The following is a 19,760-nucleotide window of genomic DNA, read 5'->3' on the forward strand; positions in this document are numbered from 1 at the left end:
ACTGGCTCGACCGAGAAATAGCACGAGGTTATAGAGCCGGTGACGGAGAATTGACGGCACTCTCCCGAACCGGCGGCTTTACGGGCGTCGGTGCAGTTTGTGTGCCAGCCCGCTTCATTGCAGCATCAGGTTGTGCATTGGCCGCGCCGGTGGCGGTCAGGCTGCGGCGCACATCCAGGTTGCGCGACACCACCAACACCACCCGACGGTTGCGCGCGCGGCCTTCGGCCGTCGCATTATTGGCCACGGGCTGGAATTCACCATACCCCACCGACGCCAGGCGCCCAGGGTTCACGCCCTGCATCGCCAGCATGCGCACGATGCTCGCCGAACGCGCCGACGACAGCTCCCAGTTAGTGGGAAATTGCGCGGTATGGATCGGTTGGTCATCGGTAAAACCTTCGACGTGGATCGGGTTGTCGAAGGGCTTGAGGATGGCCGCCACCTTATCGATGATGCTGAACGCAATATCACTGGGCAGCGCATCGGCGCTGGCGAACAGCAGGCTGGAATTGAGCTCGATCTCCACCCACAGCTCGTTGCCGCGAATGGTCATCTGGTTGGAGCTGATCAGGTCGCCAAAGGCCGCACTGATATCGTCGGCGATGCTCTTGAGCGGATCGCTGCCGCCACTGATACCGGCGTCGGTCTCGTCGCTGTCCTTGACCAGGGGCTTGGCCGGGGTCATGGTCTTGGGCCGCTCGTCGCCAATGGGAATCGGCTTGAGGGCCCGGTCGGAATCGGTAAAGACGCCCACCAGGGCTTCGGAGATGACTTTGTACTTGCCTTCGTTGATCGAGGAAATGGAGTACATCACCACAAAGAAGGCGAACAGCAAGGTGATGAAGTCGGCGTAGGACACCAGCCAGCGCTCATGGTTGACGTGCTCTTCAGGCTCGCGGCGACGACGGCTCACAGGCAATCCCCCTCGCAGGCTTGCTGTGGCAGCCGGGCTTGCTGTGGCGAGCGGGCTTGCCCCGCGCTGGGCTGCGAAGCGGCCCTAAAATAACCACCGCGCAGTGTCAGACAGTTCGCCGATCCAGGTTTTGGGGCTGCTACGCAGCCCAGCGCGGGGCAAGCCCGCTCGCCACAGGCACAGCCACAACCACAGCCACAGCCACAGCCACAGCTACAGCCACAGCCACAGCCACCACCACAACCAGCCTGCTCGGCGCCGATGCTCATGGTCATCAATCCATGAAGCCCTGGAGCTTCAATTCGATGGAGCGCGGGTTCTCGCCCTCGGCAATCGACAGGATGCCCTCCAGGAGCATTTCCCGGTAGCGGGATTGGCGCATGGCAATGGATTTGAGCTTGCTGGCAATCGGCAGCAGCAACAGGTTGGCACTGGCCACGCCATAGATGGTGGCGACAAATGCCACGGCAATGCCGCTGCCCAGTTGCGAGGGGTCGGCCAGGTTGCCCATCACGTGGATCAGGCCCATGACCGCACCGATGATGCCGATGGTCGGCGCATAGCCGCCCATGCTTTCGAAAACTTTGGCCGCGTTGATATCGCGGCTTTCCTGGGTGTAGAAGTCCACTTCGAGGATGCTGCGGATCGCTTCCGGCTCGGCGCCGTCAACCAGCAGTTGCAGGCCTTTGCGCGCGTAGCTGTCGGGCTCGGCATCCGCCACGCCTTCAAGGCCGAGCAGACCTTCCTTGCGAGCGGTGAGGCTCCAGTTGACCACGCGGTCGATACCGCCGGCCAGGTCCACGCGCGGCGGGAAAATGATCCACACCAGGATCTGCATGGCCCGCTTGAATGAGCTCAGGGGTGACTGCAACAGCGCCGCGCCGACGGTGCCGCCGATCACGATCAGCGCTGCCGGGCCGTTGGCCAGGGCGCCAAGGTGGCCGCCTTCCAGGTAATTGCCGCCAATAATGGCGACAAACGCCAGGAGTATCCCAACCAGGCTCAACACATCCATCAGTGACAGGCCTCCACCAGGTGCTTGCCGATGTCATCCAGGCTGTAGACCGCGTCGGCCAGGTCGGCCTTGACGATGGCCATGGGCATGCCATAGATCACGCAACTGGCTTCGTCCTGGGCCCAGATCGAGCTGCCGCCCTGCTTGAGCAGGCGCGCGCCTTCGCGACCGTCCGCGCCCATGCCGGTGAGGACCACCGCCAGAACTTTGTCACCGTAGGACTTGGCGGCCGAACCGAAGGTGATATCCACACACGGCTTGTAGTTCAGACGCTCATCACCCGGCAGGATTTTCACCGCGCCGCGACCGTCGACCATCATTTGCTTGCCACCGGGGGCCAGCAAGGCCAGGCCCGGGCGCAGGATATCGCCGTCTTCGGCTTCCTTGACGCTGATGCGGCACAGCTTGTCCAGGCGCTCGGCAAAGGCCTTGGTAAATGCGGCGGGCATGTGCTGGATCAGCACGATGGGCGCGGGGAAGTTGGCGGGCAATTGGGTCAGGACGCGCTGCAAGGCCACCGGGCCGCCGGTGGACGTACCGATCGCCACCAGTTTGTAGGCCTTGCGCTTGGGCGCAGGCGACGCAGGAGTTGGCGCCGCCGTGCGCGTCGGCGCCACGGCAGGCCGTGCCACTGGAGCGGGAGCCGGACGCCCGAAACTGCTGCTGGTCGGTGCAGGCGCCGCTACCGGGGCGGGAGCCACCGGGGCCCGGAAGCTGCTGCGGTTGCTGCGCGAGATGCTGTGCACCTTCTCGCAGAGCATCTGCTTGACCTTCTCGGGGTTGCGCGAGATGTCTTCGAAATTCTTCGGCAGAAAGTCCACGGCGCCAGCGTCCAGCGCATCGAGGGTCACCCGGGCGCCTTCGTGGGTCAGCGACGAGAACATCAACACCGGGGTCGGGCAACGCTGCATGATGTGGCGCACGGCGGTGATGCCATCCATCATCGGCATCTCGTAGTCCATGGTGATCACGTCCGGCTTCAACGCCAGGGCCTGATCAATCGCCTCTTTGCCGTTGGTGGCCGTACCGACCACCTGGATGTTGGAATCCGCTGAAAGAATTTCCGAGACGCGGCGGCGGAAGAAACCCGAATCATCCACCACCAGAACCTTGACTACCATAACCACTCCGTTAGGCCGGGCGAGGGACATCGCCCTGCCCGGGCCGAATCAAATACGCCGTGCGGCGTAACGCTTGAGCATGCTCGGAACATCGAGAATCAGCGCGATCCGACCGTCACCGGTAATGGTCGCACCCGACATGCCTGGCGTTCCTTGCAGCATCTTGCCCAATGGCTTGATGACCACTTCTTCCTGGCCAACCAGTTGATCGACGACAAAGCCGATACGCTGGGTGCCCACGGACAGGATCACCACGTGGCCTTCGCGCTGCTCTTCATGAGCGGCGGATGCCACCAGCCAACGCTTGAGGTAGAACAAAGGCAGGGCCTTGTCCCGCACGATCACCACTTCCTGGCCGTCGACCACATTGGTGCGCGACAGGTCGAGGTGGAAGATCTCGTTGACGTTGACCAGCGGGAAAGCGAACGCCTGGTTGCCCAGCATCACCATCAGGGTCGGCATGATCGCCAGGGTCAACGGCACCTTGATGACGATCTTCGAGCCCTGGCCCTTGGTCGAGTAAATATTGATCGAGCCGTTGAGCTGGCTGATCTTGGTCTTCACCACGTCCATGCCCACGCCACGGCCGGACACGTCGGAAATCTCGGTCTTGGTCGAGAAGCCCGGGGCAAAAATCAGGTTGTAGCACTCGGTATCGGTCAGGCGGTCGGCCGCGTCCTTGTCCATGACGCCGCGCTTGACCGCGATGCCGCGCAGGATATTGGAGTCCATGCCTTTGCCGTCATCGGTGATCGACAGCAGGATATGGTCGCCTTCCTGTTCGGCCGCCAGGATCACTTTGCCCAGGCGCGGCTTGCCGCTGGCTTCGCGCTCTTCCGGGGTTTCCACACCGTGGTCAACCGCGTTGCGCACCAAGTGGACCAGCGGGTCGGCCAGGGCCTCGACCAGGTTTTTGTCGAGGTCGGTTTCTTCGCCCACCAGTTCCAGGGCGATCTCTTTTTTCAACTGCCGGGCCAAGTCACGGACCAGGCGCGGGAAGCGCCCGAAGACCTTCTTGATCGGCTGCATGCGCGTCTTCATCACCGCGGTCTGCAGGTCGGCAGTGACCACGTCGAGATTCGACACGGCCTTTTGCATGGCTTCGTCGCCACTGTTCAAGCCCAGGCGCACCAGGCGGTTACGCACCAGCACCAGTTCGCCGACCATGTTCATGATGTCGTCCAGGCGCGCGGTATCCACCCGCACGGTGGTTTCGGCTTCACTGGCCGGGGCTTTTTCGGCAGCGGCCGGCGCGCGGGCTGGCGCCGGGGCGACGGCACGTGCTGGAGCCGGTGCAGCGGCCTTGGCGGCAGCGGGTGCCGGCTTGGCCACCGCTGCTGTAGCGGTCGCGGTGGCTGCAGCGGCAGGCGCCACCTCGGAGAACTTGCCCTTGCCGTGCAATTCGTCCAGCAGGGATTCGAATTCGTGGTCGGTGATCAGGCCATCCGCCGCCGGTGCGGCAGCAGGCGCCGCAGCAGCAGGTGCAGCCGCCGCAGCGACTGCCGGCAACGCATCGGCAGCAAACGAGCCCTTGCCATGCAACTGATCGAGCAGCGCTTCAAATTCGTCGTCGGTGATATCGGTGCTGGCCGCTGGCGCAGCAGCCTCCACAGGCGGCGGTGTGGCCGCCACGGCGTCCGGCGCGAACTGGCCCTTGCCGTGCAACTGGTCGAGCAAGGACTCGAACTCGGCGTCGGTGATGTCTTCGCTGGTCGGCACCATGGCCGGCGCAGCCGCTGCCGGTGCTTCGGCCTCGGCCTTGACGGCATTGAGGGAGTCCAGCAGTTGTTCGAATTCGCTGTCGGTAACGTCGGGTTCGGCAACCGGTTCAGGCGCAGCTTCAACCACCGGGGCGGCGGCCAGGGCGGCAGGTTCTGCCAGGCGCGCCAGGGCGGCCAGCAGTTCCGGGGTGGCGGCAGTAATCGGTGCGCGTTCACGCACTTCATTGAACATGCCGTTGACCGCGTCCAGGGCTTCGAGGATCACGTCCATCAATTCCGAATCAACGTGCCGCTCACCCTTGCGCAGGATGTCGAACACGTTTTCGGCGATGTGGCAGCACTCCACCAGCTCATGGAGCTGGAGGAAGCCGGCGCCCCCTTTTACAGTGTGAAAACCGCGAAAAATTGCATTGAGCAGGTTCGCATCATCCGGTCGGCTTTCCAGCTCGACCAGTTGCTCGGACAACTGCTCTAGAATTTCGCCGGCCTCTACAAGGAAATCCTGAAGGATTTCTTCATCGGCGCCGAAGCTCATATTGCGTGCTCCTTAGAAGCCTAAACTGGACAGCAAATCGTCTACGTCATCTTGACCTGACATAACGTCTTCACGTTTATCGGCATGAATCTGCGGACCTTCACCCTTGGCGAGGTGTTTTTGTGGATCTTTTTCCGAGAGGATCGCTTCGCGGTCATGTTCGATGCCGGCAAAACGGTCGACCTGGCCAGCCATCAGCACCAGCTTGAGCAAGTTGCTTTCCACTTCAGTGACCAATAGGGTCACGCGCTTGATCACCTGACCGGTGAGGTCCTGGTAATCCTGGGCCAGCAGAATGTCATTGAGGTTGCTGGAAACCGTACGGTTTTCCTGCTCGCTGCGTGACAGAAAACCTTCGACCCGACGCGCCAGGTCACGAAATTCTTCTGCGCCTACTTCGCGACGCATGAAGCGCCCCCAGTCAGCGCTCAACGCCTTGGCCTCATTGGCCATGCCGTTCACCAGAGGCGTGGCGTTTTCCACCAGGTCCATGGTGCGATTGGCTGCCGCCTCAGTCAGCCTGACCACATAGGACAGGCGTTCGGTGGCATCGGTGATCTGCGAGATTTCCTCGGCCTGGGGCATGTGCGGGTCGATCTGGAAATTGACGATCGCACTGTGCAACTCACGGGTGAGCTTGCCCACTTCCTGGTACAGGCCGCGGTCGCGGGTCTGGTTGAGCTCATGGATCAACTGCACCGCGTCGCCGAACTGGCCTTTTTCAAGGCTGTCGACCAACTGGTGAGCGTGTTTTTTCAAGGTCGACTCAAAGTCCCCCTGCGATGTTTCTTTATGCTCCATAGCTCCCCCGTGGCGACATCAACCGTGGATGCGTTCAAAGATCTTTTCGATCTTCTCTTTCAACGCCAATGCAGTGAATGGCTTGACCACGTAGCCGTTGACCCCAGCCTGGGCGGCTTCAATGATCTGTTCACGCTTGGCTTCGGCGGTCACCATCAACACCGGAAGATTGCGCAGTTTTTCATCGGCGCGCACATGGCGCAGCAGATCGATACCGGTCATGCCTGGCATGTTCCAGTCGGTTACCAGAAAGTCGATGCTCCCGCTGTTGAGGATCGGAATCGCCGTAATACCGTCATCCGCCTCGACCGTGTTAGTGAACCCAAGGTCACGCAACAGGTTTTTTATGATCCGCCGCATCGTTGAGAAGTCATCAACGATGAGGATTTTCATGTTCTTGTCCAATTCGACCTCCAAGCAGTCTTAAACGCGTCCAGCACCTGGGCGCGCCATATCATTCAACAGGCATTACACAAAAAGGACTGCCGGGGCGCACCACGAGCCGCTCCCGCCCGGCTTGCGCCCTGGCGGTTATCGCTCACAGTGTCCCCACACTGCCTGTCAGCGCGCTCGCCACTCTCCCAAACGCCCCCGCAAGCGGGCCGCGCATTGGCTATGTAGCTGGCTGACCCGCGATTCGCTGACCCCCAGGACCTCACCGATTTCCTTGAGGTTCAGCTCTTCGTCGTAGTACAGCGCCAACACCAGTCGCTCACGCTCCGGCAGGTTGGCAATCGCCTCTGCCAGGGCGCCCTGGAAGCGTTCATCTTCCAGGTCGCGTGAAGGCTCCTGGTGAGCGCTCGCGCCGTCCTCGTGCAGCCCTTCATGTTCGCCGTCCTGTAGCAGGTCGTCGAAACTGAACAGGCGGCTGCCCAAGGTATCGTTCAAAATCCCGTAGTAATCGTCGAGACTCAATTGGAGTTCGGCCGCAACTTCGTGATCTTTAGCGTCGCGACCGGTTTTTGCTTCAATTGAGCGAATTGCGTCACTCACCATCCGGGTATTGCGGTGGACCGAACGCGGCGCCCAATCACCTTTACGCACTTCATCGAGCATCGCGCCACGGATGCGGATACCCGCATACGTCTCGAAACTCGCACCCTTGCTCGCGTCGTACTTGGTCGACACTTCGAGCAGGCCGATCATCCCCGCCTGGATCAGGTCTTCGACCTGGACACTGGCGGGCAGGCGTGCCAGCAGGTGGTAGGCAATGCGCTTGACCAGAGGCGCATAGCGCTCGATCAATTCGCCCTGGCTGTCACGCGCTGATTTTTTGTAAAGGTTGTAGCCGCTGGCTGTCATAGCACCGGTCCTGCACTCGTCTGATGCACCAATCGCTCGACGAAAAACTCCAGATGCCCCCGGGGATTGGCGGGCAGTGGCCAGGTATCGACCTTCTGAGCAATTGCCTTGAACGCCAACGCGCATTTCGAACGAGGGAACGCTTCATAGACTGCACGCTGCTTTTGCACAGCCTTGCGCACACACTCGTCATAGGGAACTGCGCCGACGTATTGTAAGGCGACATCGAGGAAGCGATCTGTGACCTTGGTCAACTTGGCGAACAGGTTGCGCCCCTCTTGCGGGCTCTGGGCCATGTTGGCCAGCACGCGGAAGCGGTTCATGCCGTAGTCGCGGTTGAGCAGCTTGATCAGGGCGTAGGCGTCGGTGATCGAAGTGGGTTCGTCGCAGACCACCAGCAACACTTCCTGCGCGGCGCGTACGAAGCTGACCACCGACTCGCCGATCCCGGCGGCGGTGTCGATCACCAGCACGTCGAGGTTGTCGCCGATATCACTGAAGGCCTGGATCAGGCCGGCATGCTGCGCCGGGCTCAGATGCACCATGCTCTGGGTGCCGGAGGCGGCCGGGACGATACGAATCCCCCCTGGCCCCTGCAACAGCACGTCGCGCAGCTCACAGCGGCCCTCGATGACATCGGCCAGGGTGTGTTTGGGCGTCAGTCCCAGCAGAACGTCAACGTTCGCCAGGCCCAGGTCGGCATCCAGCAGCATGACGCGGCGGCCAAGCTCTGCCAGGGCCAGGGACAAATTCACTGACACGTTAGTTTTCCCGACGCCACCTTTGCCGCCGGTCACCGCGATCACCTGTACGGGATGCATGCTGCCCATGTTCTTTCTTTACCTTGTCTTGCTTAGCCGCAGGCTACATAGGGTGGCCGCGGTAGCAGACCATCGATGTAGGTACATTGCACTGTGTTTCATGTTGCCTTCAGCCGACCCGCTTGGCTGGGTTGTGATAGAGGTCGGCGAACATATCCGCCATCGCCTCTTCACTGGGTTCGTCCTGCATTTGCACACTGACTGCACGGCTGACCAACTGATGACGGCGCGGCAGATGCAAGTCATCCGGGATCCGCGGCCCGTCGGTCAGGTAGGCGACCGGTAGTTCATGGCTGATGGCGAGGCTCAACACTTCGCCCAGGCTTGCCGTTTCATCCAGCTTAGTCAGGATGCAACCGGCCAGCCCGCAACGCTTGTAGCTGTGGTACGCAGCAGTCAGAACCTGTTTTTGGCTGGTTGTTGCAAGTACCAGGTAATTTTTCGACTTGATCCCACGCCCGGCCAGGCTTTCCAGTTGCATGCGCAACGCCGGATCGCTGGCTTGCAGGCCGGCGGTATCGATCAGCACCACGCGCTTGCGCAGCAGCGGGTCGAGGGCGTTGGCCAGGGATTGGCCCGGGTCGACATGGGTCACCGGCACATTGAGGATGCGGCCCAAAGTCTTGAGCTGCTCCTGGGCACCGATGCGGTAGCTGTCCATGCTCACCAGGGCAATATTGTGGGCGCCGTACTTGAGTACATAACGGGCGGCCAGCTTGGCCAGGGTGGTGGTCTTGCCCATGCCGGCAGGGCCGACCATGGCAATCACGCCACCTTCTTCAAGGGGTTCGATTTCCGGGGTCTGGATCATCCGCGCCAAGTGGGCCAGCAGCATGCGCCAGGCCTGGCGAGGTTCTTCGATACCGGTGGTCAGCTCCAGCAGGTCGCGCGACAACGGGCCGGACAAGCCGATGCGTTGCAGGCGACGCCAGAGGTTGGCCTGTTGCGGCTTGCTGCCTTGCAACTGGTTCCAGGCCAGCGAGCCCAACTGCACTTCCAGCAGTTCGCGCAGGCCGTTGAGTTCAAAGCGCATCGAGTCGAACACGCGCTGGTCGACCGCCGCAGCCGGCGCCGGCGCAGCAGGGCGCGGCGGCTCGACGAAGGTCGGCTCCACCAGGGGCTCGGCCGCGGTCAGCGGCAGGCCGGCAAACAGTTGGCGGTTGGTAGTCGCATCGCTGTCGCCACGCATGCTCAGCTCGGCCTGGGCCGAGACAATGCGCGAGGCGGTCTTGCGCAACTCGTCTTCGAGTTCCATGTTTGGCACGCGCGGCGCCAAGGCCTGGGGTTTGTAATCCAGGGCAGCCGTCAGCTCGACACCGCCGGCAATGCGACGGTTACCGATAATCGCTGCGTCGGCGCCCAGTTCATCACGAACCAGCTTCATGGCCTGACGCATATCGGCGGCGAAAAAACGCTTTACTTGCATAACCCACTACCTCAGCCGTTGGGCCCTACTGTCGCGACGATAGTCACTTGCTTGTTGTCAGGAATTTCCTGATAAGCCAATACGTGCAAATTCGGTACTGCCAGGCGTCCAAACCGCGACAACATCGCCCGGACGGGGCCGGCTACCAGCAGAATCACCGGTTGGCCCTGCATTTCCTGACGTTGTGCGGCGTCGATCAACGAACGCTGGAGCTTTTCAGCCATGCTTGGCTCCAGCAAGACGCCCTCTTCCTGGCCTTGTCCGGCCTTCTGGATACTATTGAGCAATATTTGTTCCAACCTTGGTTCCAAGGTGATTACAGGCAGCTCAGAGTCAAGCCCTACAATGCTTTGGACGATGGCACGCGACAAACCGACGCGTACCGCCGCCACCAGCGCGGCAGTATCTTGACTCTTGGCAGCATTGTTGGCGACAGCCTCGGCAATGCTGCGAATGTCGCGCACCGGCACCTGTTCGGCCAACAGCGCCTGCAAAACCTTGAGCAGTTGCGACAGCGACAACACCCCCGGCACCAGCTCTTCGGCCAGTTTAGGCGAGGCTTTGGCCAGCAATTGCATGAGTTGCTGGACTTCTTCGTGGCCAATCAGCTCGTGGGAGTGCTTGTACAGAATCTGGTTGAGGTGCGTGGCAACCACGGTACTGGCGTCGACCACGGTGTAACCCAGCGATTGTGCCTGGCTCCGCTGGCTGACTTCGATCCACACCGCGTCCAGGCCAAAAGCCGGATCTTTGGCGGTTATGCCGCTCAGGGTGCCAAATACCTGCCCGGGGTTGATTGCCAACTCGCGGTCGGGGTAGATCTCGGCTTCGGCCAGGGTCACGCCCATCAGCGTCAGGCGATAGGCACTGGGGGCCAGGTCGAGGTTGTCGCGGATATGCACGGTGGGCATCAAAAAGCCCAGGTCCTGGGACAACTTCTTGCGCACACCCTTGATCCGCGCCAACAACTGGCCGCCCTGGTTGCGGTCCACCAGGGGGATCAGGCGGTAGCCGACTTCCAGGCCGATCATGTCGATGGGCGTCACGTCATCCCAGCCCAACTCCTTGGTTTCCTGGGCACGGGCCGGCGACGGCAGCAAGTCCTGCTGGCGTTCCACCTCTTTCAAGGCCTGGACCTTGACCGTGTTCTGCTTCTTCCAGAACAGGTACGCGCCGCCAGCGGCCAGGGCGGCCATGCTCAGGAACGAGAAATGCGGCATGCCCGGCACGATGCCCATGATCGCCATGATGCCGGCCGCCACGGCCAGGGCCTTGGGCGAGGCGAACATCTGGCGGTTGATCTGCTTGCCCATGTCTTCGGAGCCGGACGCACGGGTCACCATGATCGCCGCAGCTGTTGATAACAACAGTGATGGCAATTGCGCCACTAATCCGTCACCGATGGTCAGCAGGGCGTACACCTTGCCCGCATCGCCGAAAGTCATGCCGTGCTGGAAGATCCCCACCGCCATGCCGCCGATCAGGTTGATAAACAGGATCAGCAAGCCGGCGATGGCGTCGCCGCGCACGAACTTGCTCGCACCGTCCATGGAGCCATAGAACTCGGCTTCCTGGGCCACCTCGGAACGGCGGGCCTTGGCCTGGTTCTGGTCGATCAGGCCGGCGTTGAGGTCGGCGTCGATTGCCATTTGCTTGCCGGGCATCGCGTCGAGGGTAAACCGCGCGCTCACCTCGGAGATGCGCCCGGCACCCTTGGTCACTACCACGAAGTTGATGATCATCAGGATCGCAAACACCACGATACCGACCACGTAGTTACCGCCGATCACCACCTCGCCGAAGGCCTGGATCACCTTGCCCGCCGCAGCGTGACCGTCCTGGCCGTGCAGCATCACCACCCGCGTGGAGGCCACGTTAAGGGCCAGGCGCAGTAGCGTGGCAACCAGCAAAATGGTAGGGAAGACCGCGAAATCCAACGGCCGCAGCGCGTAGACGCAGACCAGCAGCACGACGATCGACAGGGCAATGTTGAAGGTGAAGAACACGTCCAGCAGGAACGGCGGCATCGGCAACATCATCATTGCCAGCATCACCAGCAGCAACAGCGGCACACCCAGATTGCCTCGCGAGAGGTCTGTCAGGGTGCCACGGGCTGTGCTGAACATATTAGAGCGATCCACCGGTATTCCTCGTGTCCCTTAAAGCAAAACTTTGACGCCAGGAGGCGACTTGAAGGCGCTGTTGCAAGAAGCCTTCCAACTTTTGCTTGAGGACTACCGGTGGTACGCCAGGATGCTGGCTAGAGCGGCCTGACGTCTGCCGCTTGCTTGCCCTTTGGACCCTCGATGACATTGAATTCGACCTTTTGGCCCTCTGCCAGAGCTCTGTGACCACTACCGACAATGCCGGAAAAGTGAACAAACAGATCCTCTCCCCCACCGTCTTGCGTAATGAAGCCAAAGCCCTTTGAATCGTTGAACCACTTCACTGTGCCCGTTGCCATTGCCCGTCTCCCGGATCTGCACATTTCTCACGACCTATCAGAACGCGCTGCACGGGTGCTGGCTACTGTCAAAGTTGACAGGTTGCGCGCAACTTCAGACCGATGGTAAGGGCTTGCAGGGGGCTTATGGATCGTCTGTGGGTTGTGGATTTGTCTGTGGCGAGCGGGCTTGCCCCGCGCTGGGCTGCGCAGCAGCCCCAATAGGGCCGCCGCGTAGTGCCAGGCAAACCGAGGTGGCTGGTTTTGGGGCTGCTTCGCAGCCCAGCGCGGGGCAAGCCCGCTCGCCACAAACACCCCCTAAAACCCAGGCAAGCCCCCCAGTTGCTACTCAGGAGTCGCGCTGCAAATCCGGCGGAATCGGCAAATCCTTGAGCGGATCCGGACGCTTGCCCTTCCCCGCACGGTATTGGCGGATCTGGTAGACGTAGGCCAGCACCTGCGCCACCGCCAGGTACAGCCCAGCCGGGATTTCATGGTCAAGGTCGGTTGAGTAGAAGATCGAACGCGCCAGCGCCGGTGATTCCAGCAGCAGGATGTCGTTGGCCTGGGCGATTTCGCGGATTTTCAAGGCGGTGAAGTCACTGCCCTTGGCCAGCAATAGCGGCGCACCGCCCTTCTCGGCGTCGTATTTGAGCGCCACGGCATAGTGGGTCGGGTTGGTGATGACCACGTCGGCATCGGGCACCGAAGCCATCATCTTGCGCTGGGACATCTCGCGCTGCAGCTGGCGGATGCGCTGCTTCACTTCCGGCTTGCCTTCCTGGTCCTTGTGCTCGTCGCGCACTTCCTGCTTGGTCATCAGCAGTTTCTTGTGGCTTTCCCACAGCTGGATCGGCGCATCCACCGCTGCAATCAGGATCAGCCCGCAGGCCATCCACAATGAGCTCCACCCCACCAACTGCACGCTATGGATGATTGCCAGGTCCAGCGGCTCATGGGCGATACGCAGCAGGTCGTCGATATCTGACTTCAACACCACCAACGCCACGAACAGGATGATAAAGAATTTCGCCAAGGCCTTGAGCAGCTCCACCACGGCCTTGGCGGAGAACATGCGCTTGATCCCGGCACCGGGGTTCATCCGGCTGAATTTTGGCGCCAGGCTGCCGGCTGCAAACAGCCAGCCGCCCAAGGAGATCGGCCCGATGATCGCTGCCAGGAGCAAGGTAATCAGCACCGGTTGCGCGGCAAGGATCGCGATCTTCCCCGAATGCAGCAGGTAGATGCCCATGGCACGCGGGTCCAGCAGCACTTCCCGGGGCAGGGAGAAGTTGTGCTTCATGATTTCCATCAGGTCCTGGGCCAGGCCGCCGCCGTAGATCAGCAGGCCACCGGCACCGGCGAGCATCACCGCGAGGGTGTTGAGCTCTTTGGAGCGGGCAATCTCGCCCTTTTCCCTGGAGTCCTTTTTACGTTTCTCCGTGGGGTCTTCTGTTTTGTCCTGACCACTCTCGCTCTCGGCCATGGCTCAGCGCGCCCGTGCCAGATCACGTAAGAACTGCAAGGCGTCACTGGCCAGCGGTTGATACTGATTGAGAATGTCGGCCAGGCCGACCCAGAAAATCCCCAGACCCAACACCAGGGTCAGCGGGAAACCAATGGCGAAGATGTTCAACTGCGGCGCGGCGCGGGTCATCACGCCGAACGCAATGTTGACCACCAGCAACGCGGTGATCGCCGGCAGCACCAACAGCAACGCGGCGCCCAGCACCCAACTGAGGCGACCGACCACTTCCCAGAAGTGATTGACGATCAAGCCCTCGCCCACCGGTAATGTGGTGAAGCTCTCGGTGAGGATCTCGAACGCCACCAGATGGCCGTTCATTGCCAGAAACAGCAAGGTCACCAGCATGGTCAGGAACTGCCCGATCACCGCCACCGATACGCCGTTGGTGGGGTCGACCATGGAAGCGAAGCCCATACCCATCTGGATCGAGACGATTTGCCCGGCAATCACGAAGGCCTGGAAGAACAGGGTCAGGGAGAAGCCCATCAAGGCGCCGATCAGGATCTGTTCGGCGATCAGCAACAGCGCACTGAGGTCCAGGGCGTTGACCGGCGGCATCGCTGGCAACGTCGGCACGATGACCACCGTAATCGCTACCGTGAAAAACAGGCGTACGCGCTTGGGAACCAGCGTGGTACCGATCACCGGCATGGTCATCAGCAAGGCGCCCACCCGAAACAGCGGCAGGATGAACGCAGCCACCCAGGTGCTGATCTGGGTGTCGGTCAACGCCAGCAAGGACTGCATCAGGTCAGCCGATCAACTGCGGAATACTGCCGTACAACTGCAGGATGTATTCCATGAAGGTCTGCACCAGCCAGGGGCCGGCAACGATCAGCGTCACCAGCATCACCAGCAGGCGCGGAAGGAAGCTCAAGGTTTGTTCGTTGATCTGCGTGGCGGCCTGGAACATCGCCACCAGCAACCCCACCAACAGGCTGGGCACCACCAGCACGGCGACCATCAGGGTGGTCAGCCACAGTGCTTCACGAAACAGGTCGACGGCGACTTCCGGAGTCATGGCGCTATACCCCTCCGAAACTGCCGGCCAGGGTGCCGATAATCAGCGCCCAACCATCCACCAATACAAACAGCATGATCTTGAACGGCAGCGAAATGATCAGCGGCGACAGCATCATCATACCCATGGCCATCAGCACACTGGCCACCACCAGGTCGATGATCAGGAACGGGATAAAGATCATGAAGCCGATCTGGAACGCGGTCTTGAGCTCGGAGGTGACAAACGCCGGCACCAGGATGGTCAAGGGTGCCTGGTCCGGGCTGGCGATGTCAGTGCGCTTGGACAGGCGCACAAACAGCTCCAGGTCGCTGGAGCGGGTCTGCGACAGCATAAAGTCCTTGATCGGGCCCTGGGCCTTTTCCACCGCGTCCTGGGCCGTCATTTTCTCTGCCAGGTAGGGTTGCAGGGCTTGCTGGTTCACCTTGTCGAACACCGGCGCCATGATGAACAGCGTCAGGAACAGCGCCATGCCGGTGAGGATCTGGTTCGAGGGGGTCTGCTGCAGGCCCAGGGCCTGGCGCAGGATCGAGAACACGATAATGATCCGGGTGAAGCTGGTCATCAGCATGACGAACGCCGGGATAAAACTCAGCGCGGTCATGATCAGCAGGATCTGCAGGCTGACCGAATACTCTTGGGCGCCGGCCGCATTGGTACCCAGGGTGATCGCCGGGATCGACAACGGGTCCGCGCCGAACGCCAGCGGCGCTGCCAGCAACAGCATGAGCGTCAGTAGAACGCGCATTACTTCTTATCCTTCTGGTCCTTGCCCATCAGCTCCATCAGGCGCTGGGCGAACTCCGGTGTGGCGGCCTCGGTCTGGGCCACGCTGACCGGATGCTTGAGCACATGCAACGGGGTAATACGGCCTGGGGTGAGGCCGAGCAGGATCTGCTCTTCGCCCACCTGCACCAGCACCAGGCGATCACGCGGCCCCAAGGCCCGCGAGCCCACCAGCTCAATGACCTGGGCGTTGCCCGGGCCGATCCGTTGCACCCGGCGCAACAGCCAGGCGAGGACGAAGATCAGCCCCACCACCAGCAACAGGCCCAGCACCAACTGGGTCAGTTGCCCCGTCACGCTGGCGCCGGCGGCGGGCACGGCGACCTGGGCCACCGGTTCAGCCGCCATCACGCCCAGGGGCAATGCCCACACGAGTCCCAGCCAGCGGCGCGCCATCTCAGCGCAGCTTCTTGATACGTTCGCTGGGGCTGATCACGTCAGTCAGGCGGATGCCGAACTTCTCGTTGACCACTACGACTTCGCCATGGGCAATCAATGTGCCGTTGACCAGCACATCCAGCGGCTCGCCGGCCAGGCGGTCGAGCTCGATCACCGAACCCTGGTTGAGCTGCAGCAGGTTGCGGATATTGATCTCGGTACTGCCCACTTCCATGGAGATCGACACTGGGATATCGAGGATCACGTCCAGGTTCGGACCATCCAGCGATACCGGCTCATGGTTCTTCGGCACGCTGCCGAACTCTTCCATAGGCAAGCGGTTGCCCACGGGTGCAGTGGCGGCGTCGGCTGCCAGCAAGGCGTCGATATCGTCCTGGCCTGCATCGCCGGTTTCTTCCAGGGCTGCCGCCCATTCGTCAGCCAGGGCCTGGTCTTCGGCGGAAGTGTTTTCGTGTTCGGTAGCCATTACATGTCCTCGGCGCAGCAAAAATCATGAATTAGGGATGCATCATCGGGTTGAGTCAGCGACGGTTGATCGGCTCGACCACCTGCAACGCCAGGTTGCCCTTGTGGGAGCCCAGCTTGACCTTGAACGACGGCACGCCATTGGCGCGCATGATCAATTCGTCTGGCAGTTCGACGGGAATCACATCCCCCGGCTGCATATGCAAAATGTCCCGCAGGCGCAATTGGCGACGCGCCACGGTGGCGCTCAGCGGCACGTCGACATCCAGCAGGTCTTCGCGCAGGGCCTTGACCCAGCGTTCGTCCTGGTCGTCGAGGTCGGACTGGAAGCCCGCATCGAGCATCTCGCGCACCGGCTCGATCATCGAGTACGGCATGGTCACGTGCAGGTCGCCGCCACCGCCATCGAGTTCGATGTGGAAGGTGGAGACCACAATGGCTTCGCTGGGCCCGACGATGTTGGCCATGGCCGGGTTCACTTCCGAGTTGATGTACTCGAAATTGACTTCCATGATCGCCTGCCAGGCTTCCTTCAAATCGATAAAGGCCTGCTCCAGCACCATGCGCACCACACGCAGCTCGGTAGGCGTGAATTCACGGCCTTCGATCTTGGCGTGACGGCCGTCGCCGCCAAAGAAGTTGTCCACCAGCTTGAACACCAGCTTGGCGTCGAGGATGAACAGCGCGGTACCGCGCAGGGGCTTGATCTTGACCAGGTTGAGGCTGGTGGGCACGTACAGCGAATGCACGTACTCGCCAAACTTCATTACCTGCACGCCGCCCACTGCCACGTCCGCCGAGCGGCGCAGCATGTTGAACATGCTGATACGGGTGTAGCGGGCAAAACGTTCGTTGATCATCTCCAGGGTCGGCATGCGTCCGCGGACGATGCGATCCTGGCTGGTCAGGTCATAACTTTTGACGCTGCCGGGCTCGGCAGCCATTTCGGTCTGTACCAGACCATCGTCGACGCCATGCAACAGGGCGTCGATTTCATCCTGGGACAGCAGGTCTTGCACGGCCATGTCGTGATCCTACTGCAATACGAAATTAGTGAAGAGCGCCTGCTCGACCACGACTTTGCCCAGTTCTTTCTGGGCCACTTCCTGCACGCTGGCAGTGACTTTCTGGCGCAGCATTTCCTGGCCCACCGGGGTGGCCAGGCTGTCGAAACTCTGCCCGGAGAACAGCATCACCAGGTTGTTGCGGATCACCGGCATATGCACCTTGAGGGCATCGAGGTCCGCCTGGTTGCGCGCCAGCAGGGAAATACTCACCTGCAGGTAGCGTTGCCGACCGTTCTGGTTGTAGTTGGCGACAAAGGCCGGGAGCATCTGCTCGAAGATTGCCGGTTGCTTGACGTTGCTGGCGGTCTCGGCCGCAGGTACCGGCTTGCTCTGGGCACTGTGCATGAAGTACCAGGTAGCCCCCACCGACACGCCGATGGCCAATAACAAGGCCAGGACAATCAACAGGATCATCTTGAGCTTGCCCTTGCCTGCTGCAGGAGCTGTTGCTGCGTCGTCACTCTTCGCCATGCCAATAATCCGTCACTATTCGGGGTTTCATAGATCCACGGGAAGGCAAGAGCAAGTGTTATGCCAGAGTTGTCACGGTTTTCAGCAACGCTACAAAACCAGTGTGGGAGCAGGCAAGCCAGCTCCCACAGAGGTCAGGTTTCAGGCGTAGTAGTCCACGGCGCTGGAGCCGATGACGGATTGGGCTATCGGCGCCGCCACTTCGGTGGCTTCGCCGGCAAGGCCGGTGTCATGCCCATCGTTGTGCCCACCACTGCCGCTGACACCACGGGCCTGGTTTTGCTGTTGGTCCTGGCCCTGGCCCTGCCAGCCACGGGACTGGTCGGAGACATTCACATCAACCTGGCCCATGCCCTGCTGGGCGAACATCTCCCGCAGGCGCCCGGACTGGCTTTCCAGGGCCTCGCGCACGGCGGCATGGCCGCTCATGAAATTCACCTGGGCCTGCTGGTCGGCGGTGATGTTCACGCGGATATCCAGGCGCCCCAGTTCGGCCGGCTGCAATTGGATATCGGCAGATTTGAGGTTGGCGCTGGACAGGTACATGACCCGGTTCACCACTTCCTCGGTCCAGCCACCCTGGTGCATGGCCAGCGGCTGGTTGTTCAGCGGCAAGGCGTTGGCAGTCTTGGGCGTGGCGGCCTGGGTTAAGGCGGCCAGGCGATTGGCGAAGTCATCGACGCGGGTGTCGCTGCTCGCGCCTTTCAAATCCTTGAGGCCATCTTCGATCAGGCCACTGAAAGCCTTTTCGCCCCCCTGGTCGGTGCTGTCCTTGGCCGCCTGCTGGTCGACCATGGCCGCCAGGCCGTTGGTGAAGTTCTGCGCGGCGGTGGGTTCAGCCTGGGTCGGCAAGTTCTTTTGCGCCGCCTGGCTGCTGGCTGAGACATGGCCGCCCTGCTCCATCGCCAGGCGCACCGCCGGCAACGAGTCCAATGGATCGGCTTCGGGGTCGAAGGCCGGCGCGACCTCTTCCGTGACCGTCGGCGTGGTCACCAGCAGCGGCGTGCTGACGTCATCCGCCACTCCCGCCTGGGCCGCCACTGGGGCGGGGGCCACCGCCGCGATCACGGCTGGATCAAGCACCGGGTCGACTGCCGGTGGCTGGGCTTGCGCCAGATCCTTGTCGGCACTTTTATCGTCATCGCTGCTGGCTGCCGCGTCTGCCTTGGCGGGCGGCTTGGCAGGCAAAGTCTTGCCGCTATCGGCAACTGCTGGAGTGCCAGCGGCAGGCTTGTCGTTGCCGACATCCTTCTTCGCGCTGGCCTCGGCCGGCTTGTCACGGCTGGGCTTGGGCGCCATTTCCACAGCCTTGGAAGGTGCCGCCTTGGACTCCTTGGCGAACACCTGTGCAAAGCCTGGCGCTTTGGCCCGCGCGTCCGCGGCCGTTGCCTGCGCATTGGCGGGGGAAGCCTGCGGCTTGACCGCGGGGGCGGCCTGCAGGAGCGAGTTGGGGGCTAGAGGCATAGTTCAGGTCTCCGCTGCGCAGGGTCGAGGGCGCAGGCAGAAGATAGAGAGCAAAAGTCGGGCCAGCTTTGCAAACTGGCCCGGGCAACCCTAGAAGCGCTGGCGCTCCGATTCATACAGCGGCTTGACCAAGGCAAACTCGTGGTCGATCTGGTCGACCAGTTTGCCCAGGTCGGTCACCTGCGCCTTGGCTGATTCTGCCTCCAGGCGCTGGCACAGCCGCGCCAGGCGCACCGCACCGAGGTTGCCGCTGCTGCCCTTGAAGCTGTGGGCAATCCGCCCCAGCGCCTTGGCGTCATCGCGCGCCTTGCGCAGTGCTTCGACGCGCTTTTGCGAGTCATCGAGGAAGGTGTCGAGCAAAAGGGGGTATTCACCCTCCATCACTTCCCGCAAACCCACCAACACTTCAGGGTCCATATGTATCTGCGTCACTTGCTCGCTCCTTGATCAAGAATCGG

21 protein-coding genes are annotated in these 19,760 nt (G+C 61.7%); all 21 read right to left on the reverse strand.

Annotation, left to right across the window (positions count from 1 at the left end; all coding sequences use genetic code 11):
• Positions 1-28: 28 nt before the first annotated feature.
• The 21 genes from motD to HKK57_RS02005 all read right to left on the reverse strand — a co-directional run bounded on the left by motD (position 29) and on the right by HKK57_RS02005 (position 19,734).
• Complete coding sequence (gene motD, locus HKK57_RS01905; RefSeq protein ID WP_029292572.1) at positions 29-916, reverse strand: flagellar motor protein MotD; 888 nt, start codon at positions 914-916, stop codon at positions 29-31.
• 274 nt (positions 917-1,190) lie between these two features.
• Positions 1,191-1,931, reverse strand: coding sequence for a flagellar motor protein (locus tag HKK57_RS01910; protein WP_029292570.1), 741 nt, complete (start codon positions 1,929-1,931; stop codon positions 1,191-1,193).
• Positions 1,931-3,052 (reverse strand): protein-glutamate methylesterase/protein-glutamine glutaminase, encoded by a 1,122-nt coding sequence (locus HKK57_RS01915; RefSeq protein WP_029292568.1) that lies wholly within the window; start codon positions 3,050-3,052, stop codon positions 1,931-1,933. Before HKK57_RS01915 ends, HKK57_RS01910 begins: the two co-directional genes overlap by 1 nt.
• A gap of 48 nt (positions 3,053-3,100) precedes the next feature.
• Complete coding sequence (locus HKK57_RS01920) at positions 3,101-5,308, reverse strand: chemotaxis protein CheA (RefSeq protein ID WP_169389703.1); 2,208 nt, start codon at positions 5,306-5,308, stop codon at positions 3,101-3,103.
• Positions 5,309-5,320: 12 nt separating this feature from the next.
• The gene (locus HKK57_RS01925; protein ID WP_029292564.1) at positions 5,321-6,109 is read right to left on the reverse strand and encodes a protein phosphatase CheZ; all 789 of its coding nucleotides are present in this window, start codon (positions 6,107-6,109) and stop codon (positions 5,321-5,323) included.
• 18 nt (positions 6,110-6,127) lie between these two features.
• Positions 6,128-6,502 (reverse strand): chemotaxis response regulator CheY, encoded by a 375-nt coding sequence (locus HKK57_RS01930; RefSeq protein ID WP_162473193.1) that lies wholly within the window; start codon positions 6,500-6,502, stop codon positions 6,128-6,130.
• A gap of 168 nt (positions 6,503-6,670) precedes the next feature.
• Complete coding sequence (gene fliA / locus HKK57_RS01935) at positions 6,671-7,411, reverse strand: RNA polymerase sigma factor FliA (protein ID WP_029292560.1); 741 nt, start codon at positions 7,409-7,411, stop codon at positions 6,671-6,673.
• The gene (gene fleN / locus HKK57_RS01940) at positions 7,408-8,241 is read right to left on the reverse strand and encodes a flagellar synthesis regulator FleN (RefSeq protein WP_003192912.1); all 834 of its coding nucleotides are present in this window, start codon (positions 8,239-8,241) and stop codon (positions 7,408-7,410) included. The genes fliA and fleN overlap by 4 nt, the downstream gene beginning before the upstream one ends.
• Before the next feature lie 100 nt (positions 8,242-8,341).
• Complete coding sequence (flhF, locus tag HKK57_RS01945; RefSeq protein ID WP_029292553.1) at positions 8,342-9,658, reverse strand: flagellar biosynthesis protein FlhF; 1,317 nt, start codon at positions 9,656-9,658, stop codon at positions 8,342-8,344.
• Between the two features lie 11 nt (positions 9,659-9,669).
• Positions 9,670-11,784: a flagellar biosynthesis protein FlhA gene (gene flhA, locus HKK57_RS01950; RefSeq protein WP_169852090.1), complete on the reverse strand. Its 2,115-nt coding sequence runs from the start codon at positions 11,782-11,784 to the stop codon at positions 9,670-9,672.
• Between the two features lie 134 nt (positions 11,785-11,918).
• The gene (locus tag HKK57_RS01955) at positions 11,919-12,122 is read right to left on the reverse strand and encodes a cold-shock protein (protein WP_070995422.1); all 204 of its coding nucleotides are present in this window, start codon (positions 12,120-12,122) and stop codon (positions 11,919-11,921) included.
• A 328-nt stretch (positions 12,123-12,450) separates the two neighbouring features.
• Complete coding sequence (flhB, locus tag HKK57_RS01960) at positions 12,451-13,587, reverse strand: flagellar biosynthesis protein FlhB (RefSeq protein WP_029292547.1); 1,137 nt, start codon at positions 13,585-13,587, stop codon at positions 12,451-12,453.
• A gap of 3 nt (positions 13,588-13,590) precedes the next feature.
• Positions 13,591-14,376, reverse strand: coding sequence for a flagellar biosynthetic protein FliR (fliR, locus tag HKK57_RS01965; RefSeq protein ID WP_029292545.1), 786 nt, complete (start codon positions 14,374-14,376; stop codon positions 13,591-13,593).
• 4 nt (positions 14,377-14,380) lie between these two features.
• A complete protein-coding gene (gene fliQ / locus HKK57_RS01970) occupies positions 14,381-14,650 on the reverse strand; it encodes a flagellar biosynthesis protein FliQ (protein ID WP_003192936.1) in 270 nt (89 codons plus the stop codon).
• A gap of 4 nt (positions 14,651-14,654) precedes the next feature.
• The gene (gene fliP, locus HKK57_RS01975) at positions 14,655-15,398 is read right to left on the reverse strand and encodes a flagellar type III secretion system pore protein FliP (protein ID WP_029292538.1); all 744 of its coding nucleotides are present in this window, start codon (positions 15,396-15,398) and stop codon (positions 14,655-14,657) included.
• Positions 15,398-15,832 carry a flagellar biosynthetic protein FliO gene (fliO, locus tag HKK57_RS01980; RefSeq protein ID WP_029292536.1) on the reverse strand — a complete coding sequence of 145 codons (435 nt, stop codon included), beginning with the start codon at positions 15,830-15,832 and terminating at the stop codon, positions 15,398-15,400. Before fliO ends, fliP begins: the two co-directional genes overlap by 1 nt.
• Before the next feature lies 1 nt (position 15,833).
• Entirely contained in the window at positions 15,834-16,301 is a 468-nt protein-coding gene (gene fliN, locus HKK57_RS01985) for a flagellar motor switch protein FliN (RefSeq protein WP_029292534.1), read from the reverse strand.
• Positions 16,302-16,356: 55 nt separating this feature from the next.
• Positions 16,357-17,325: a flagellar motor switch protein FliM gene (gene fliM, locus HKK57_RS01990; RefSeq protein WP_029292532.1), complete on the reverse strand. Its 969-nt coding sequence runs from the start codon at positions 17,323-17,325 to the stop codon at positions 16,357-16,359.
• Positions 17,326-17,334: 9 nt separating this feature from the next.
• Positions 17,335-17,838 (reverse strand): flagellar basal body-associated protein FliL, encoded by a 504-nt coding sequence (gene fliL / locus HKK57_RS01995; protein WP_029292530.1) that lies wholly within the window; start codon positions 17,836-17,838, stop codon positions 17,335-17,337.
• Positions 17,839-17,979: 141 nt separating this feature from the next.
• Entirely contained in the window at positions 17,980-19,302 is a 1,323-nt protein-coding gene (locus HKK57_RS02000; RefSeq protein ID WP_169389704.1) for a flagellar hook-length control protein FliK, read from the reverse strand.
• A gap of 90 nt (positions 19,303-19,392) precedes the next feature.
• Positions 19,393-19,734, reverse strand: coding sequence for an Hpt domain-containing protein (locus tag HKK57_RS02005; protein WP_029292526.1), 342 nt, complete (start codon positions 19,732-19,734; stop codon positions 19,393-19,395).
• Positions 19,735-19,760: the final 26 nt, after the last annotated feature.

It is taken from the genome of Pseudomonas sp. ADAK21, from assembly GCF_012935735.1.
In the GTDB taxonomy this organism is placed as follows: Bacteria; Pseudomonadota; Gammaproteobacteria; order Pseudomonadales; family Pseudomonadaceae; genus Aquipseudomonas; species Aquipseudomonas proteolytica.

Excerpts from the sequence above, each read along its gene's own strand:
- HKK57_RS01910 (WP_029292570.1), bottom strand. The coding sequence starts at position 1,931 with ATGGATGTGTTGAGCCTGGTTGGGATACTCCTGGCGTTTGTCGCCATT.
- HKK57_RS01915 (WP_029292568.1), bottom strand. The coding sequence starts at position 3,052 with ATGGTAGTCAAGGTTCTGGTGGTGGATGATTCGGGTTTCTTCCGCCGC.
- HKK57_RS01920 (WP_169389703.1), bottom strand. The coding sequence starts at position 5,308 with ATGAGCTTCGGCGCCGATGAAGAAATCCTTCAGGATTTCCTTGTAGAG.
- HKK57_RS01925 (WP_029292564.1), bottom strand. The coding sequence starts at position 6,109 with ATGGAGCATAAAGAAACATCGCAGGGGGACTTTGAGTCGACCTTGAAA.
- HKK57_RS01930 (WP_162473193.1), bottom strand. The coding sequence starts at position 6,502 with ATGAAAATCCTCATCGTTGATGACTTCTCAACGATGCGGCGGATCATA.
- fliA (WP_029292560.1), bottom strand. The coding sequence starts at position 7,411 with ATGACAGCCAGCGGCTACAACCTTTACAAAAAATCAGCGCGTGACAGC.
- fleN (WP_003192912.1), bottom strand. The coding sequence starts at position 8,241 with ATGGGCAGCATGCATCCCGTACAGGTGATCGCGGTGACCGGCGGCAAA.
- flhF (WP_029292553.1), bottom strand. The coding sequence starts at position 9,658 with ATGCAAGTAAAGCGTTTTTTCGCCGCCGATATGCGTCAGGCCATGAAG.
- flhA (WP_169852090.1), bottom strand. The coding sequence starts at position 11,784 with ATGTTCAGCACAGCCCGTGGCACCCTGACAGACCTCTCGCGAGGCAAT.
- HKK57_RS01955 (WP_070995422.1), bottom strand. The coding sequence starts at position 12,122 with ATGGCAACGGGCACAGTGAAGTGGTTCAACGATTCAAAGGGCTTTGGC.
- flhB (WP_029292547.1), bottom strand. The coding sequence starts at position 13,587 with ATGGCCGAGAGCGAGAGTGGTCAGGACAAAACAGAAGACCCCACGGAG.
- fliR (WP_029292545.1), bottom strand. The coding sequence starts at position 14,376 with ATGCAGTCCTTGCTGGCGTTGACCGACACCCAGATCAGCACCTGGGTG.
- fliQ (WP_003192936.1), bottom strand. The coding sequence starts at position 14,650 with ATGACTCCGGAAGTCGCCGTCGACCTGTTTCGTGAAGCACTGTGGCTG.
- fliP (WP_029292538.1), bottom strand. The coding sequence starts at position 15,398 with ATGCGCGTTCTACTGACGCTCATGCTGTTGCTGGCAGCGCCGCTGGCG.
- fliO (WP_029292536.1), bottom strand. The coding sequence starts at position 15,832 with ATGGCGCGCCGCTGGCTGGGACTCGTGTGGGCATTGCCCCTGGGCGTG.
- fliN (WP_029292534.1), bottom strand. The coding sequence starts at position 16,301 with ATGGCTACCGAACACGAAAACACTTCCGCCGAAGACCAGGCCCTGGCT.
- fliM (WP_029292532.1), bottom strand. The coding sequence starts at position 17,325 with ATGGCCGTGCAAGACCTGCTGTCCCAGGATGAAATCGACGCCCTGTTG.
- fliL (WP_029292530.1), bottom strand. The coding sequence starts at position 17,838 with ATGGCGAAGAGTGACGACGCAGCAACAGCTCCTGCAGCAGGCAAGGGC.
- HKK57_RS02000 (WP_169389704.1), bottom strand. The coding sequence starts at position 19,302 with ATGCCTCTAGCCCCCAACTCGCTCCTGCAGGCCGCCCCCGCGGTCAAG.